Source organism: Pseudomonas sp. WC2 (genome assembly GCF_050586545.1).
Taxonomy (GTDB): domain Bacteria; phylum Pseudomonadota; class Gammaproteobacteria; order Pseudomonadales; family Pseudomonadaceae; genus Aquipseudomonas.
The window spans coordinates 43,463-58,559 of the sequence record NZ_JBOBDR010000021.1; the positions used below are offsets into that span (position 1 = coordinate 43,463).

The following is a 15,097-nucleotide window of genomic DNA, read 5'->3' on the forward strand; positions in this document are numbered from 1 at the left end:
GGGGAATCCCTTAGACGCGGGAACCTACGGCGCAAACTGAGGTCGCGCCGAGAAGACTGTAGCAGATGAAAATCACAGCGCCAGTAAACCATGATGTTAATGTGACATCAATGGGCGGTTATGGCATTTTGATAACGTTTTTTGCAGCAATCAAGATTCGCTGCACGCCGCCGATAAACCCACTTAGTGAATTCATCAGAACAAGCCCAGGAGTCATTGATGGCCGGCATTCTCGACACGGTAGACCAACGCACACAACTGGTGGGTGAGAATCGCCTGGAAATTCTCATGTTTCGCCTGGCCGGGCGCCAATTGTTCGCGATCAACGTGTTCAAGGTTCAGGAAGTGCTGCAGCTACCGAAGCTGACCCTGATGCCCCAGCGTCACCCGTTTGTGTGCGGTGTGGTCAATCTGCGCGGGCAGACCCTGCCGGTGATCGATCTGTCTCAGGCGATCGGCATGCGTCCGCTGGTGCCGGGACCGAACAGCACCATCATCGTCACCGAATACAACCGTTCCGTGCAGGCGTTCCTCGTCGGTGGTGTCGACCGCATCGTCAACATGAACTGGGAAGCCATTCTGCCGCCGCCGACCAGCGCCGGTCGCCAGCATTATCTGACGGCGATCAGCAAGGTCGACGATCAGTTGGTGGAAATCATCGACGTCGAGAAAGTCCTCGCCGAGATCGTGCCGTACAACGCCAAAGTCTCGCGAGAAAAACTCGAAGATCCGGTGCTCGAACGCGCCCGTGGCCGTGAAGTGCTGCTGGTGGATGACTCCAACGTGGCGCTCTCGCAATTGCGCGACACCCTCGGCCAGCTCGGGGTGAAAATGCACATCGCCAGCGACGGTCTGAAAGCGCTGAACATGCTCAAGGCCTGGGCTGACACTGGCGTGAATATGACCGACAAACTGCTGATGATCTTCACCGACGCGGAAATGCCGGAAATGGACGGCTACCGTCTGACCACCGAAATCCGCAACGACCCGCGTTTGCGTGGCCTCTATGTCGTGTTGCATACCTCGCTGTCGGGCAGCTTCAACGACTCGATGGTGAAGAAGGTCGGTTGCGACAACTTCCTCTCCAAATTCCAGCCGGACAAACTGGTCGACGTGGTACGCCAGCGTTTGATGCTCGACGAAGTGCCGGCCTGATCACGCACCCTTTGCAGGACAGTTTTTGCTCTTTGATTCCTGACCAAGCTCGTATAGGGTGGCGTTTTTATCCTCCAGGGAGCTGGCCATGCTGCGTCTGAGCGCGCTTTATCGTTACCCGTTGAAATCCGGCAAGGTCGATGTGCTGCAAAGCGTCGACCTCGACAAGCTGGGCCTCGATGGCGACCGACGCTGGATGCTCGTGGACGAAGCCAGCGGCCGCTTCCTGACCCAGCGTGCCGAAGCGAAGATGAGTCAGTTGTCGGCGCTGTGGAATGCGCAGGGCGGTCTGACTCTCAGCGCGCCGCAACAGTCATCCATCGACATTGCTTTGCCGGATCACGACGCCGAGTTGCGTGGCATAACGATCTGGCGTGACACGTTGCGTGTGCCGGATGCCGGTGATGAAGCGGCCCGTTGGGTCACCGATTTCATCGGTAAACCGACTCGCTTGGTGCAAGTGCCGCTAGATCGGGCGCGCACCACGCAGTCAGGTATCGGCAAGGATGATGATCAGGTTGCCTTCGCCGACGGCTTTCCGCTGCTGTTGATTGGCGAGGCGTCGCTGCAGGATCTTTCGCAAAGGGTCGGGCGGCCACTGGAGATGCTGCGCTTTCGGCCGAATCTGGTGATCGAAGGCAGTGAGGCGTATGCCGAGGACAGCTGGAAACGCATTCGTATTGGCGACGTCGAGTTCCGCGTGGTCAAGCCGTGTTCACGCTGCATCCTCACTACCATCGACCCACAAACCGGTGAGCGCAGTGCTGATCGTGAGCCGCTGGCGACCTTGCAGAAATACCGTGCCGAAGCCGACGGTGCGATGTTCGGCCAGAACCTGGTGAACGACAGCAACGGTCGATTGCAAGTCGGGATGCCGGTGGAAATCCTCGAATAATCCGTCACTGCAACGAAAAATGCCCGTGTCCTTGGACACGGGCATTTTTTTTGTGCAGCAAAACCGTGGTTTTAGCCGCGGTATTCGCACAGGTAAGCGGTATCGACGGCGACTTTCAGCTGGAACTTGCTGTTGGCCGGAACGTTGAACTGGCTGCCGGCGGCGAAGGTTTCCCAGTCGCTGCTGTCGGGCAGTTTGACGGTCAGCGCGCCGGAAACAACGTGCATGATTTCACGCTGGGCCGTGCCGAATTCGTATTCGCCCGGGGCCATGACGCCGATGGTCGCCGGACCTTCAGCGGTGCCAAAGGCGATCGACTTGACGGTGCCGTCGAAGTACTCGTTGACTTTAAACATGGGCGATTCCTCGAAAAGGGCTGAAAAATGGAGGCGGCCAGTATGCACAAGGCTCTTCGCGCCGTCACGCCCCTAGAGCGGCAGAACCAGTGGCAATAACCGCGCGGTATTGCGCGCATCTTCCAGCGCCCGATGCTGTTGACCGCTGAACTGCATGCCCGCCAGTTGCAGCGCACCGTTGAGGCCCAGCGGACGTTCGAGGCGTCGGGCTTTGGCGAAGCGTTGCTTGAGGTTCATGTGCGGCACGCGACTCAAGCCGCTGTCGATATTCAGCCGCTGCCATTCCTGAAGCAATTGTTTGCGGTCGTAATCGCCCCAACTGGCCCAGCCTTCAAGGCGTGGCTGATGTTGCGCGAGCCAGCGCTCGAACGCCGGCCAGACTTCGGTCAGCGGCTGCGCGGCGTCGATATTGGCTTGGGTGATGTGCGTCAGTTCGCGGCAAAACGGCGTCAGCAGGGGCCGTCGTGTCGGTTTGACGAAGCGCTGGAAGTGATCCTGCTCGCGTCCGGCACGATCGACCAGCGTCGCGCCGATCTCGATAATTTCCATCTCGGTGACTGGCCAGCCACCCTCGTCGGTAGTGGCTTCCAGATCTATGACCAGCCAGTGGGGCATCGCAGGGTTCCTGATTTCCGCGTTCTGATTCTTCAGAGCGTAGTCAAACCCCGCGCGTGTGTGGGGGTGACTACTCGACCTGCAACAGAACCTGACGATTTTTTACCTGATCGCCGACCTTGACCTGCACCCGCTTGAGTACGCCGTCGATGCCGGCCTTGAGCGGATGCTCCATTTTCATTGCCTCCAGCACCACCAGCAGTTGACCTTTGCTGACCGGGCTGCCCTCGCTGACCAGCACGTCGACAATGGCACCGTCCATCGGCGCTTTCAAGGTGCCGGAGCTGACGCTGGTCTGACTGTCGATCACCGCGTGAGTTCGATCCTCCAGATGCAGGGCGCCGGGATGGGTGAACAGCCAGAGTTGTCCGGCATCGAGACGGTAAGCATGGCGCTGACGCAGCCCATCGACTTCAAGCGTCACTGACTGCGCATCGTGCTCGACGAGTTTCAATTCGAGGGTGCGCTCGGCGATCTGCACCTTGAACCCACCGTGAGATTCAGCGAGCAGTTGCAGCCGCCAGTTTTGCTCGTCGAGGCCGAGGCGATAATGCAGCGGTACGCTGGCGTTGTTCCGCCATCCGCTTAACGACTTGCGATGAGTGAGGGCGCTGGCTTGGTAGAACAGCACCGTGGCGATGGCGAGGTCTTCAATACTTGGCGAGTACTTGTGCAAGCTGGGGTGATCACTGAAATGCTGGGCGATGAAGGCCGTGCTGAAATTGCCGCTGATGAATTGCGGATGCTGCAACAGACTGACCAGCAAGCGCTGATTGCTTTGCACACCGAGCAGCACCGTGTCCTGCACTGCACGCAGAAGTTTGCGCCGCGCCTCTTCGCGAGTGGCGCCGTGGGCGATCAGTTTGCCGAGCATCGGATCGTAGAACGGGCTGACCGATTGCCCTTCAAGCAAGCCATGATCGATGCGTACGCCATGCGCCGGTTGCCATGCGAATATGCGACCGGTCTGTGGCAGAAAATCCTGCGCCGGATCTTCGGCGTAAAGCCGTACTTCCATCGCATGCCCGTTGAGCTGGACTTGATCCTGACTCAGCGGCAACGGCTGACCCTCGGCAACCAACAGCTGCCATGCCACCAGATCCAGCCCAGTAATCAGCTCGGTCACCGGATGCTCGACCTGCAGGCGAGTATTCATCTCCAGAAAGTAAAACTCCCCACGCGCGTCGAGGAGAAATTCCACCGTACCAGCGCCGACGTAATTCACCGCGCGCCCGGCTTTCAGCGCGGCTTCACCCATGGCCTGACGCAACTCGGCGGTCATTACCGGGCAGGGCGCTTCTTCGATGACTTTCTGGTGGCGCCGTTGCACCGAGCAATCGCGTTCGCCAAGGTAAATCAGATTTCCGTGCTGATCGCCGAACAGCTGCACTTCGACGTGGCGCGGCTCGATCAGCGCCTGTTCGAGGATCAGTTCGTCACTGCCAAAACCGTTCAAGGCTTCGGAACGCGCGGTGCGCAGTTGCGCCGGTAAATCAGACGAATCGTGTACCAGACGCATGCCGCGACCACCGCCGCCGGCACTGGCCTTGATCATCAAGGGATAGCCGATGCGCTCGGCTTCGCGCAGCAGGGTGGCGTCGTCCTGTTCGGCGCCTTGATAGCCGGCGATGCACGGAACGCCGGCTTCGAGCATGGCGATTTTCGAACGGCGTTTGCTGCCCATCAATTCGATGGCTTCGACGCTGGGGCCGATGAAAGTCAGACCGGCCTGCTCGCAGGCGCGGGCGAAGTCGGCGTTCTCGGAGAGAAAACCATAGCCGGGATGAATGGCATCGGCGCCGCTGCGGTGGGCGGCGTCGAGAATCGCCGGGATGTTCAGGTAGGACTGCTGCACGGGGGACGGGCCAATGTGTACAGCTTGATCGGCGATTTGCACGTGCAGCGCATCGGCATCGGCGTCGCTGTAGACGGCGACGGTGCGGTAGCCGAGGGCCTGGGCGGTACGCTGGATGCGGCAGGCGATTTCACCGCGGTTGGCGATCAGGATTTTCTGAAGGGCGGGCATGGTCGGCTTCCTGAAGTTTTGGCGATGGATGTGCTGGCCTCATCGCTAGCAGCGCTAGCTCCCACAGGTTTTATGAAAGACGCAAAAACCTGTGGGAGCTAGCCCTGCTAGCGATGCTTTTAGGTGGCCCACCGTGGTTTGCGTTTCTGCACAAAAGCCATGGTGCCCTCGATCCCTTCTTCGCCCGTCACCGCTTCGCTGAACATCTGCGCGGCCTCATCGAGCAATTCACTCGAAAGCTGCCCGGCACTCGCCAACAACAATTGCTTGGTCATGGCATTCGCTTGCGGCGCGCAACACAGCACGTGTTGCAGCACTTCATCCAGACGTTCGGCCAGCGCCTGCGGGTCCTGTTCGACAAAATGCACCAACCCCAGACGCCGAGCCTGATGCCCATCAAACCGTGCAGCGGTCAACGCCAGACGCCGCGCCTCGGTCAAGCCAATGCGCTGCACCACAAACGGCGCGATCTGCGCGGGTAGCAAACCGAGGCTGGTTTCCGGCAGACCGAATTGCGCCTGATGATCGGCAATCGCGATATCGCTGACACAGGCCAGACCAAACCCGCCGCCAAGCACCGCGCCTTGCAGCACGGTGATCAGCACTTGTGGCGCGTGCTGCGCTTCTTCGAGCAGGGCGCCAAAAGCGCGATTCAAATCGCGGTAGGCATCGCTGCCCTGAGCGCGGGCACCGGCCATGTCCTTGATGTCGCCGCCGGCACAGAAATGCCCGCCAGTGCCGCTGAGTACCAAAGCGCGAACGCTGCGGTCATCGCGTACAGATGCGAGCACCGCCCGTAACTCCGTGACCATTTGCAGGCTCATCGCATTACGGCTGTCCGGCCGATTGAGGGTGATGTGCAGCACGCCGCCGTGCAGTTCCAGCAACAGCGTCTGGCATTGCGGCAGGTTGCTCATTTCTTTTTCCCCGGCAGGATGCCCATCAGTTTGCAGATGATCCCCAGCATGATTTCGTCGGCGCCGCCGCCAATCGATACCAGGCGCACATCGCGATAGGCGCGGGCCACCGGGTTGTCCCACATGAAGCCCATGCCGCCCCAATATTGCAGGCAACTGTCACTGACTTCGCGACCGAGGCGTCCGGCCTTGAGTTTGGCCATCGATGCCAGGCGCGTTACATCCTGGCCTTTGATGTATTGCTCGGTGGCCTGATAAACCAACGCGCGCAGGCATTCGATTTCGGTCTGCAATTCAGCGAGGCGGAAATGGATCACCTGGTTATCGATCAGCGCATTGCCGAAGGTCTTGCGCTCCTTGCAGTATTCGATAGTGCTGTCGACGCAATATTCCAGGCCCTTGATCATGTTGGCCGCACCGAACAGGCGTTCCTCCTGAAACTGCAGCATCTGCATCATGAACCCGGCGCCCTCGTGGCCGACGCGGTTGCGCTGCGGCACGCGCACGTTGTCAAAAAACACCTGAGCGGTTTCCGAGCTGCGCATGCCGAGTTTGTCGAGGTGCGAACTCAGACTGATGCCCGGCGTGTTCATCGGCACCATGATCAGCGACTTGTTGATGTGCGGTTTATCGTCGGAAGTATTCGCCAGCAAACAGATGAAATCAGCACTCGGCGAGTTGGTGATCCACATCTTGCTGCCGTTGATCACGTAGTCGTCGCCGTCCTTGCGCGCAGTGGTTTTCAGCCCGGCGACGTCGGAACCGGCGCCCACTTCGGAGACGCCAATACAGCCGACCTGTTCTCCGGTGATCGCCGGACGCAGGAATTCTTCGCGCAATTCATCGGAACCGAAGCGGGCGAGGGCGGGCGTACACATGTCGGTCTGCACGCCGATCGACATCGGAATGCCGCCGCAATGAATGGTGCCAAACTCTTCGGCGGCGACAATCGAGTAGCTGTAATCAAGGCCCATGCCGCCGAATTTTTCCGGTTTGGAGATGCCTAGCAGACCGAGGTCGCCAGCCTTGCGGAAGATCTCATGGATCGGAAAGCGTCCGGCCTTTTCCCATTCCTCGACGTGCGGATTGATCTCGTGCGCGACGAACTGGCGGACGGTACGGCGCAGGGCTTCGTGTTCCGGGGTGAAGATCATTTTTTATTGTTCTCCGTAGGATCCGTGGCGGTCAGAACCGGCTGACGCCGAAGCTGTTGGGTTGCAACGTGCGAATGTCGGCCTCGTGGCAGATGTCGAGCAAATAGCCGAGCAGGGTGCGCGTGTCGCGTGGATCGATCAGCCCGTCGTCCCACAGGTTGGCGCTGCCATAGAGTGCGGTCGACTGGCTGTCGAGTTTCTGCGCGGTGACCTGTTCGAGCATGTCGAGCATTTTCGGGTCTGGCGTCAAACCGTCCTTGAGCTGCTTGGCTTCGGTGACGATGCGCAACACCTTGCCGGCCTGGGCGCCGCCCATCACCGCGGTTCGGCTGTTCGGCCAAGCGAAAATGAAGCGCGGATCGAGACCGCGCCCGCACATCGCATAATTGCCCGCACCGTAGGAACCGCCGACGACCATGGTCAGTTTAGCCACCCGCGCATTGGCCACCGCTTGAATCAGTTTCGAGCCATGTTTGATCACGCCTTGCTGTTCTGATTCGGTGCCGACCATGAAGCCGGTGGTGTTGTGGAAAAACAGCAGCGGCGTCTGGCTCTGATCGCACAGTTGAATGAACTGCGCGGCCTTGCTCGCGCCGTTCGGGGTGATCGGGCCGTTATTGCCGATGAAACCGCAGGCGCGGCCCTGGATCTTCAATTGCCCGCAAATCGTTTGCTGATCGAACTCGCTTTTGAATTCGACGAAGCAGGATTCGTCGGCAATCCGCGCAATGATTTCGCGCACGTCGTAAGGTTTTTTCGGATCGTCCGGGATCAGCCCGAGCAACTCTTCGATGGGGTAGAGCGGCTCTTTGTATTGCGGCTCCGGTAGCCATGGCAGCTGTTCATTCCATGGCAGCATCCGCAGAATTTCGCGCACCTGACGCACGCCATCGGCATCGTTTTCCGCAAGATATTCTGCCGTGCCGGCGACCTGCGCGTGCATCTCGGCGCCGCCGAGTTCTTCATCGGTGGCGACTTCGCCGGTGGCCGCTTTCAGCAACGGTGGGCCGGCGAGAAACAGCTTGGCCTTGCCGCGCACTACCACCACGTAATCCGACAGCCCCGGCTGATAAGCGCCGCCCGCTGTGGCCGAACCATGCACCACGGTGATTTGCGGCAAGCCCATCGCCGACATCCGCGCCTGGTTGGCAAAACTGCGTGCGCCTTCGACGAAAATATCTGCCGCGTAATTGAGGTTGGCGCCGCCGCTTTCGGCGAGGGTGATCACCGGCAATTTGTTTTCTTGGGCGATCTGCTGCAGGCGCAGGGATTTTTTCAAACCGCTCGGGGAGATCGTGCCGCCCTTGATCGCGCTGTTATTGGCCACGACCATGGCGCGGATGCCGCAGACGTAACCAATCCCGGCGATCAACCCGCCGCCGGCCGAGCTGCCGTCCTTGTCATCGTGCAATTTATAGCCGGCGAGGCTGGCCAGTTCGAGAAACGGTGCGCCGGGATCAAGCAGCAGGTTCAAGCGTTCGCGCGGCAACAATTGTCCGCGCTTGTCGAATTTTGCTTTGGCTTCGGCAGCTTTGTTCAGCAGGTTCTGTTCGAGTTGCTGGACTTGCTCGATGGCTGTGAACATGGCCGCACGGTTGCGCGCAAAAGCCTCGCTGTGGGGATCGAGTTGGGACTGGATCTGCGGCATGGCTTACTCCTTGTCCTTGAGCACGTCGGGTAAGTACGCGCGGTGGAAGCCGTTGAACGACTCACTGTGCGTGGCTTTGTGCAACGGCCAGGCACGGCTGCCCAGACTCGCCGCGCCGTCGATTTTCAAGGTGCTGCCACTGATGAATGCCGCTGCCGGGCTGAGCAGAAACACAATCGCCGCGCTGACTTCCGATTCGGTGCCGATGCGCTTGAGCGGCACATGTTCGCGCAGGGTTGGAATCACCGCTTTGAACGCGCCTTCGTAAGTGTCCATGCCGCTGGAGGCGATCCAGCCCGGCGCTACCGCGTTGACCCGAACGCCGGCGTAACCCCATTCGAACGCGGCGGTTTTGGTGAAGTTGTCCATGCCCGACCGCGCCGCGCCCGAGTGGCCCATGCCGGGCATGCCGCCCCACATGTCGGCGAGCATGTTGACGATGTTGCCGCCGTGTTTGCTCATCGACTGATTGAAAACTTCCCGCGCCATCAGGAAACCGCCGACCAGATTGGTGCGCAGCACGGTTTCGAAACCTTTCTGATTGATCGAGGCCAATGGCGAGGGGTATTGGCCGCCGGCATTGTTGACCAGACCGTGGATCGGCCCGTGCTCGGCAATCAGTTCTTTGACCAATTGCTTTACCGCTTCTTCATCACGGATATCGCAAGCCTTCCAGTGCGCACGGCCACCGTCCTCGGCGATTTCAGCGGCAACCGCTGCGAGTTTTTCCGGCTTGCGCCCGACCAGCAGCACATTCGCGCCGAGTGCCGCCAGTTCGTGGGCAGTGCAACGGCCGATGCCGCTGCCGCCGCCAGTGACGATGATGGTTTGGCCGCTGAACAGATCGGCGTTGAAAATCGACGCGTAAGCCATGCAAAGCATCCTTTAGTCGAGCTGTTCGGCGATGCTCTGCGGCACCGGGATCTGGATTTCCAGTAGTTGCTGGGCGAAGGCTTTGCCTTGCGGATCGATGCGCAGACTCGCCACGCCACCGCCGCCGAGGGCGTTTTCCAAGAGAAAGTTGAGACTCTGCGTACCGGGCAGATACCAGCGTTCGACCCGGCCATGAATGGGGTCGAGCACGTGGCTCATCCAGTCGACGATCACTGCCGGGGTCAATGCTTCGGCGATCCACGGCAGGTATTCGGCTTTGCGCGGCAGCACGCCGATGTTGCTGTGATTACCCTTGTCGCCGGAACGTGCCACCGCGAGTTTTACCAACGCCACGCTGGCATCGGCGCGGCCCTGAGGTTTGGGCGGTTGCTGGGCAATGGGCAAGTCGTCGCTGTCGAGCGTATCCAGCGAGGGCAGGGTGCAGAGATGGCGCTCACCGGCCAGATCGATCTGCAAGGTGCAGGCGCTTTTATCGATCAGGAACGAGAACAGGCGGATCAACGGATACACCGTGGGCCGTCCTCCGACGATGCCGGTCAGCCCCGGCGCCATGCCGGTCGCAGCCTGGGCGATTTCCCCGGAGAACAGCACCAGCGCCTGTTTGCTCGGATGGCGAAAGGCGAGTTTGATCACCACTTCGCGGCTGTCCTGGCGCTGGCCGTGGGGGCCGTAGGTGGCTTCGCTGCCGAGCAATTCGATATCGGTTTCGGTGTAAGGCGCCCAGCCGCGTTGGCTGAACATTTCCGACGTCTTGTCGAGGATCGCCTGACTGACGCGGCGTGCTTTATCCACCGCGTCGATGCCGGCGATCAGGCAACTTGCGGTGCAGCGGAAGCCATCCGGATACGTGGCGCTGACCTTGTATTTGTCACTCGGCGGCAAGCCTTTGGCGCCATGGACGTGGACGACGTTTTTGCCTTGCTGCTGAAGTTTGACCTCGGTGAAATCGCAGACCACGTCGGGCAACAGATAGGCCTGCGGATCGCCGATTTCGTAAAGCATTTGCTCGCCGACAGTCAGTGGCGTAACCAGTCCACCAGAGCCTTCCGGTTTGCTGACGATGAATTGGCTGTCGGCGCTGACTTCAACAATGGGAAAGCCGATGTGTTCGTAGTCCGGCACGTCGCGCCAATCAGTGAAATTGCCGCCGGTGCATTGCGCGCCGCATTCGATGATGTGCCCGGCCAGTGCGGCCTGGGCGAGTTTGTCGTAGTCGTGCCAAGACCAGCCGAACTCGTGCACCAGCGCGGCGCTGACCACGGCGCTATCGACCACTCGACCGGTGATGACGATGTCGGCGCCCAGACGCAGGGCTTCGACGATGCCCGGCGCGCCGAGGTAGGCGTTGGTCGATACGCACATCGGCGGCAGCGGGGCGCCGCTGAACATCTCGGTGACGCCGCTGAGTTGCTTGAAGTGCGGTTGCAGGTCATCGCCAAGCAGGACGGCGATTTTCAGGTCGATGCCGGCCTTGTCGCAGGCGGCTTGCAGGGCGGCGGCGCAGGCTTGCGGGTTGACCCCGCCCGCGTTGCTTATGACGCGGATCTTCTGCTCGGCCAGTTGCGGCAGCAACGGCGTCAGCACTTCGACGAAGTCGCCAGCGAACCCGGCCTGCGGGTCTTTCATGCGCGCGCCGGCCATGATCGACATGGTGATCTCGGCCAGGTAATCGAAGACCAGATAGTCCAGATTGCCGCCTGCCACTAACTGCGCGGCGGCGGTCGAGGTGTCTCCCCAGAATGCACTGGCGCATCCGATGCGAACGGTGGTGGGCATTTTTATCTCCGACTCAGGAACCTGCGACAGAAGTGTCTGGAGGCTACCAAGCAAGCGCTTGGTTTGTAAACAGTTGAAACTATCTTCTGCCCAAGCGCTTGCTTGGTTGCCGTCGGCGGCTTAAATTGCGCGCAACCCTGCGGTTTCAGGGGGCAACAGACTGATCGACTGTAGGAGAGAACGGGTGGACGAGCAAAAAGCCCTGAGGGTCATGCGCGAATTGGTCGACGAAGGTCAGTTGACTGATCCCGACAGCGCTCGCGGCAAACTGCTGCAAGTGGCGGCTCACCTGTTCCGTAACAAAGGCTACGAACGCACCACGGTGCGCGACCTGGCCGGTGCGGTCGGCATCCAGTCGGGAAGCATTTTTCATCACTTCAAAAGCAAGGACGAAATCCTCCGTGCGGTGATGGAAGAAACCATCCGCTACAACACCGCGTTGATGCGCGCCGCACTCGCCGATGCCAGCAATGTGCGCGAGCGGGTGCTGGCGCTGATTCGCTGTGAATTGCAGTCGATCATGGGCGGCAGCGGCGAAGCCATGGCAGTGCTGGTCTATGAATGGCGCTCGCTGTCCGAGGAGGGCCAGGCCAAGGTCCTCGCCCTGCGCGACGTTTACGAAGAGATCTGGCTGCAAGTGCTCGGTGAAGCGAAGGACGCCGGGTTTATTCGTGGCGACGTATTTATTACCCGACGTTTCCTGACTGGCGCACTGTCCTGGACCACCACTTGGTTCCGTGCCGGCGGCAGTTTGAGCCTCGATCAACTGGCCGACGAGGCGCTGATTCTGGTCCTCGAAGAGCGCTGAGGCGCTTTCTATCCAGCCGGGAAACTGGCTAACTGGGCGAAACCGCCTAGCTTGAATGCATTGATCGGTATTTTTTCGGGGAGTGGGGTGTTTTGAAGTCTTTGCCAATTCGGACGGCCGCGGGGCTTTTGCTCGCAGCGCTGGCTGCATTATGGGTTTTGCCCGCTCAGGCAGCGCAATTGGTTCGGGTCGGCGCGGCGCATTTTCCCCCTTACACCATTCGCCCGGAAAACGGCGCCGACACCGGTCTGCTGCCGCAATTGGTCGAGGCCTTGAACCGTTTGCAAAGCGACTATCAGTTCGTCCTGGTGCCAACGTCGATTCCGCGGCGCTTCGGTGATTTCAAACAGGGCCGGATCGACATGGCGATCTTCGAGAACCCGGAGTGGGGCTGGAAGGACATCCCCCACAGCGATGTCGACATGGGCCTTGAGGACGCGGAGATTTTCGTCGCGCAACGCGAAGACGGTCGTCAGCAAAGTTACTTTGCGAGCCTCACCGGCAAGCGTCTGGCGCTGTTCAGCGGGTATCACTACGAATTCGCCAACTTCAACGCCGACCCCAAGTTCCTCGCGCAAAATTTCAATGCCACGCTGACCTATTCCCACGACAGCAACCTGCTGATGGTGCTGCGCGGCCGCGCCGATATCGCCTTGGTCACCCGCTCGTATCTGAGCGATTACTTGCTGCGCAACGAGAAGGTTCGCGATGAGCTGCTGGTGTCACAGCGCGTCGATCAGGTCTATCACCACTACGCGATCCTGCGCCCGACTGCACCGATCACCGGCGAGGCGTTTGGCAAGCTGCTGCAAGGGCTGCGTGACAACGGCGAGATGTTGAAGATTTTCGATCCGTACAAGATTGCAGTGGTGCCGGTTGCGCATCACTGAGCTAGCAATTTACGTGCGAACGCTAAATTTTCCCGCCCGGATCACGTCACTTCGTTGAACTGTCGACGATTATCGTGAGCCCGACCCATGTCCAATCTGAATGACCTGACTGCCCTGGCCCTGCCTTCGGGCAGTCATTTGGTAGCCGATGCCACTGAAAGCCGTCTGAGCCTGAGCCTGGACGGGCAACCGCTGATTCGCCTGCGCCTCGATCGTGAAGGCAAAGGCCCGATCCAGATCGATGAACGTTTTGCTTTGCCGCCGGGGCAAGCGCTGTGGGCGGCCTGTTATTGGCTGTTCGCCCGCGATCCTGCGTGCCAGCAATTGACCTGGCAGCTGGATCAGCCACCGACCGAGGCCTTGCTTAGCGGTTTGCTGGTGAGCACTGAAGTGGCCGGTGAGTATCGCTGCGAGCGCACGTTATTCTGGCAACTGCCGCAACCGTGGCTGGGCGCTTCGCTGACCGGCAGCTATCCGCAGCAAATGGTCATCAGCCAGGGCAAACGCCATCCGCTGCGACCGGTGAAGCCGCGCGGTGAGGTTTATCGGCGTTTCGATGCGCGTCTTGGTGCGTGGATTTCCTTGCGTACCGTGGAAATCGAGGAAGATCTGCCGCGCTTCAACCGCTGGCAGAACAGCCCGCGTGTCGCCAGTTTCTGGCAGGAGGAGGGCAGTCTCGAGAAGCATCGCGAATACTTGAGCAAGCTCGACACCGATCCGCACACGCTGACGTTGATTGGCTGTTTCGATGACCAGCCGTTCGCTTATTTCGAAGCCTATTGGGCCAAGGAAGACCGGATTGCGCCGTTCTACGAGGCCGACAATTACGATCGTGGCATTCACATGCTGGTCGGCGAGGAAGATCACCGTGGTCCGCACAAAGTGGCGAGCTGGTTATCGGCGCTGGTGCATTACCTGTTTCTCGATGATCCGCGCACCCAGCGTGTGGTCGCTGAACCGCGGGCCGATAACGCGAAGATGATTGGTCACATGCAGAATCAGTGCTTCCACTGCGAGAAGGAATTCGACTTCCCGCACAAGCGCGCGGCGTTGATGATTCTGGGGCGTGAGCGGTTTTTTGATCGGTGCAAGTTGGCCTGATGGTGAGGCCTTCAATCGCTAGCAGCAGCTAGCGATTGAAGGCGCTACGAATTCGGCGGATCAGCGACGACCCGCAATCACCGCATCCCGACGACTGCCCGACACCTTGCGGCAGTGCACCAGTGCATCACGAATCATGAAGTTGACCAGGGTCGGTGACACGCCGAGTTCCTTGGCGATGTCCTTTTGCGGTACGCCGTGCAGGCGGTACATCTCGAACGCGTAGCGAGTGCGGCTGGGCAGCTCGGTCAGGGCGTCGGCGATGTGTTCCAGGGTCGAGAAATTGATGTGCGAGGTTTCCGGCGAAGCACCCTGAATGACCACGTTCAGCCCTTCCTCTTCAGGGCCGGAGTACTTCTGTTCCAGCGCCTGTTTGCGGTAGTGATCGATGGCAAGGTTGCGCACGATCTGGAACAGATAACTCAACTGAGCCTTGATCGACGATGTGATCGGTGGCGCCGACTGCAGTCGGAAAAACGCATCCTGCACCACATCTTCGGCACGCGAGCGGCAGCCGGTAATGCGGGCTGCAATCTTGACCAGAATCAGTCGATTTTCAACGAATGCCTGAAGTAGCGGTGAATCGCACCTGCTTGTGGATACTTGTTCCGTCATGGAAATCACCTTGCTGCCAAATAGGTTAGTGGGACGCCTTGGGGGGCGGGGCCGTCCTACACATCGAGCGACAAATTATGTTGAATGATAATGATTGTCAAATGAGAAAGAGAAGTAATGATCCAAATCGGTGCGTTGTGAGAACTGCGACACGCCGCCACACCCCAGCCCCATTGGCGATCGAGCCTGCCGACTAATTATTTCAAGACGTCATCCGTTCTCATTGGTGAATGGTTCCGGGTACCGA

14 protein-coding genes are annotated in these 15,097 nt (G+C 59.8%); 5 read left to right on the plus strand and 9 right to left on the minus strand.

Translation table 11 applies throughout. The features are described 5' to 3' along the window. Positions 1–219: 219 nt before the first annotated feature. Together ACQ4OE_RS22640 and ACQ4OE_RS22645 are read left to right on the plus strand one after the other, a co-directional pair. Positions 220–1,155 carry a chemotaxis protein CheV gene (locus ACQ4OE_RS22640; RefSeq protein ID WP_007908676.1) on the plus strand — a complete coding sequence of 312 codons (936 nt, stop codon included), beginning with the start codon at positions 220–222 and terminating at the stop codon, positions 1,153–1,155. A gap of 88 nt (positions 1,156–1,243) precedes the next feature. Further along, positions 1,244–2,050 carry an MOSC domain-containing protein gene (locus ACQ4OE_RS22645; protein ID WP_430947970.1) on the plus strand — a complete coding sequence of 269 codons (807 nt, stop codon included), beginning with the start codon at positions 1,244–1,246 and terminating at the stop codon, positions 2,048–2,050. Positions 2,051–2,121: 71 nt separating this feature from the next. Here ACQ4OE_RS22645 and ACQ4OE_RS22650 read toward each other — a convergent pair whose 3' ends face one another. From ACQ4OE_RS22650 to ACQ4OE_RS22685, 8 genes are all read right to left on the minus strand, one after another. Further along, positions 2,122–2,406, minus strand: a complete 285-nt coding sequence (locus ACQ4OE_RS22650; protein WP_003226701.1) for a pyrimidine/purine nucleoside phosphorylase — start codon at positions 2,404–2,406, stop codon at positions 2,122–2,124. A 72-nt stretch (positions 2,407–2,478) separates the two neighbouring features. Next, complete coding sequence (locus tag ACQ4OE_RS22655; RefSeq protein WP_122591910.1) at positions 2,479–3,021, minus strand: exonuclease domain-containing protein; 543 nt, start codon at positions 3,019–3,021, stop codon at positions 2,479–2,481. A gap of 70 nt (positions 3,022–3,091) precedes the next feature. After that, on the minus strand, positions 3,092–5,047 hold the full coding sequence (locus ACQ4OE_RS22660) for an acetyl-CoA carboxylase biotin carboxylase subunit (protein WP_430947971.1): 1,956 nt from the start codon (positions 5,045–5,047) through the stop codon (positions 3,092–3,094). 119 nt (positions 5,048–5,166) lie between these two features. Beyond that, on the minus strand, positions 5,167–5,964 hold the full coding sequence (locus tag ACQ4OE_RS22665) for an enoyl-CoA hydratase/isomerase family protein (protein WP_430947972.1): 798 nt from the start codon (positions 5,962–5,964) through the stop codon (positions 5,167–5,169). Then, positions 5,961–7,118: a citronellyl-CoA dehydrogenase gene (gene atuD / locus ACQ4OE_RS22670; RefSeq protein WP_430947973.1), complete on the minus strand. Its 1,158-nt coding sequence runs from the start codon at positions 7,116–7,118 to the stop codon at positions 5,961–5,963. Before atuD ends, ACQ4OE_RS22665 begins: the two co-directional genes overlap by 4 nt. Before the next feature lie 31 nt (positions 7,119–7,149). Then, a complete protein-coding gene (gene atuC, locus ACQ4OE_RS22675) occupies positions 7,150–8,766 on the minus strand; it encodes a geranyl-CoA carboxylase subunit beta (protein ID WP_430947974.1) in 1,617 nt (538 codons plus the stop codon). Positions 8,767–8,769: 3 nt separating this feature from the next. Continuing rightward, positions 8,770–9,639 carry an SDR family oxidoreductase gene (locus ACQ4OE_RS22680; protein WP_430947975.1) on the minus strand — a complete coding sequence of 290 codons (870 nt, stop codon included), beginning with the start codon at positions 9,637–9,639 and terminating at the stop codon, positions 8,770–8,772. A 12-nt stretch (positions 9,640–9,651) separates the two neighbouring features. Then, entirely contained in the window at positions 9,652–11,436 is a 1,785-nt protein-coding gene (locus tag ACQ4OE_RS22685; protein WP_430947976.1) for an acyclic terpene utilization AtuA family protein, read from the minus strand. 184 nt (positions 11,437–11,620) lie between these two features. On the opposite strand from ACQ4OE_RS22685, the gene ACQ4OE_RS22690 reads away from it, so the two are divergent. The 3 genes from ACQ4OE_RS22690 to ACQ4OE_RS22700 all read left to right on the plus strand — a co-directional run bounded on the left by ACQ4OE_RS22690 (position 11,621) and on the right by ACQ4OE_RS22700 (position 14,235). After that, positions 11,621–12,244, plus strand: a complete 624-nt coding sequence (locus ACQ4OE_RS22690; protein ID WP_122591898.1) for a TetR/AcrR family transcriptional regulator — start codon at positions 11,621–11,623, stop codon at positions 12,242–12,244. A 92-nt stretch (positions 12,245–12,336) separates the two neighbouring features. Beyond that, a complete protein-coding gene (locus ACQ4OE_RS22695) occupies positions 12,337–13,134 on the plus strand; it encodes a substrate-binding periplasmic protein (RefSeq protein ID WP_430947977.1) in 798 nt (265 codons plus the stop codon). An 87-nt stretch (positions 13,135–13,221) separates the two neighbouring features. After that, positions 13,222–14,235, plus strand: a complete 1,014-nt coding sequence (locus tag ACQ4OE_RS22700) for a GNAT family N-acetyltransferase (protein ID WP_430947978.1) — start codon at positions 13,222–13,224, stop codon at positions 14,233–14,235. Positions 14,236–14,295: 60 nt separating this feature from the next. On the opposite strand, the gene ACQ4OE_RS22705 is transcribed toward ACQ4OE_RS22700, so the two are convergent. Continuing rightward, positions 14,296–14,850: an RNA polymerase factor sigma-70 gene (locus ACQ4OE_RS22705; protein ID WP_122591893.1), complete on the minus strand. Its 555-nt coding sequence runs from the start codon at positions 14,848–14,850 to the stop codon at positions 14,296–14,298. Positions 14,851–15,097 lie beyond the last annotated feature (247 nt).

Bases quoted from the DNA above. Each gene is read 5' to 3' on its own strand.
- ACQ4OE_RS22680 (WP_430947975.1), bottom strand. From the start codon at position 9,639: ATGGCTTACGCGTCGATTTTCAACGCCGATCTGTTCAGCGGCCAAACC.
- ACQ4OE_RS22650 (WP_003226701.1), bottom strand. From the start codon at position 2,406: ATGTTTAAAGTCAACGAGTACTTCGACGGCACCGTCAAGTCGATCGCC.
- ACQ4OE_RS22640 (WP_007908676.1), top strand. From the start codon at position 220: ATGGCCGGCATTCTCGACACGGTAGACCAACGCACACAACTGGTGGGT.
- atuD (WP_430947973.1), bottom strand. From the start codon at position 7,118: ATGATCTTCACCCCGGAACACGAAGCCCTGCGCCGTACCGTCCGCCAG.
- ACQ4OE_RS22660 (WP_430947971.1), bottom strand. From the start codon at position 5,047: ATGCCCGCCCTTCAGAAAATCCTGATCGCCAACCGCGGTGAAATCGCC.
- ACQ4OE_RS22665 (WP_430947972.1), bottom strand. From the start codon at position 5,964: ATGAGCAACCTGCCGCAATGCCAGACGCTGTTGCTGGAACTGCACGGC.
- ACQ4OE_RS22645 (WP_430947970.1), top strand. From the start codon at position 1,244: ATGCTGCGTCTGAGCGCGCTTTATCGTTACCCGTTGAAATCCGGCAAG.
- ACQ4OE_RS22655 (WP_122591910.1), bottom strand. From the start codon at position 3,021: ATGCCCCACTGGCTGGTCATAGATCTGGAAGCCACTACCGACGAGGGT.
- atuC (WP_430947974.1), bottom strand. From the start codon at position 8,766: ATGCCGCAGATCCAGTCCCAACTCGATCCCCACAGCGAGGCTTTTGCG.
- ACQ4OE_RS22705 (WP_122591893.1), bottom strand. From the start codon at position 14,850: ATGACGGAACAAGTATCCACAAGCAGGTGCGATTCACCGCTACTTCAG.
- ACQ4OE_RS22700 (WP_430947978.1), top strand. From the start codon at position 13,222: ATGTCCAATCTGAATGACCTGACTGCCCTGGCCCTGCCTTCGGGCAGT.
- ACQ4OE_RS22685 (WP_430947976.1), bottom strand. From the start codon at position 11,436: ATGCCCACCACCGTTCGCATCGGATGCGCCAGTGCATTCTGGGGAGAC.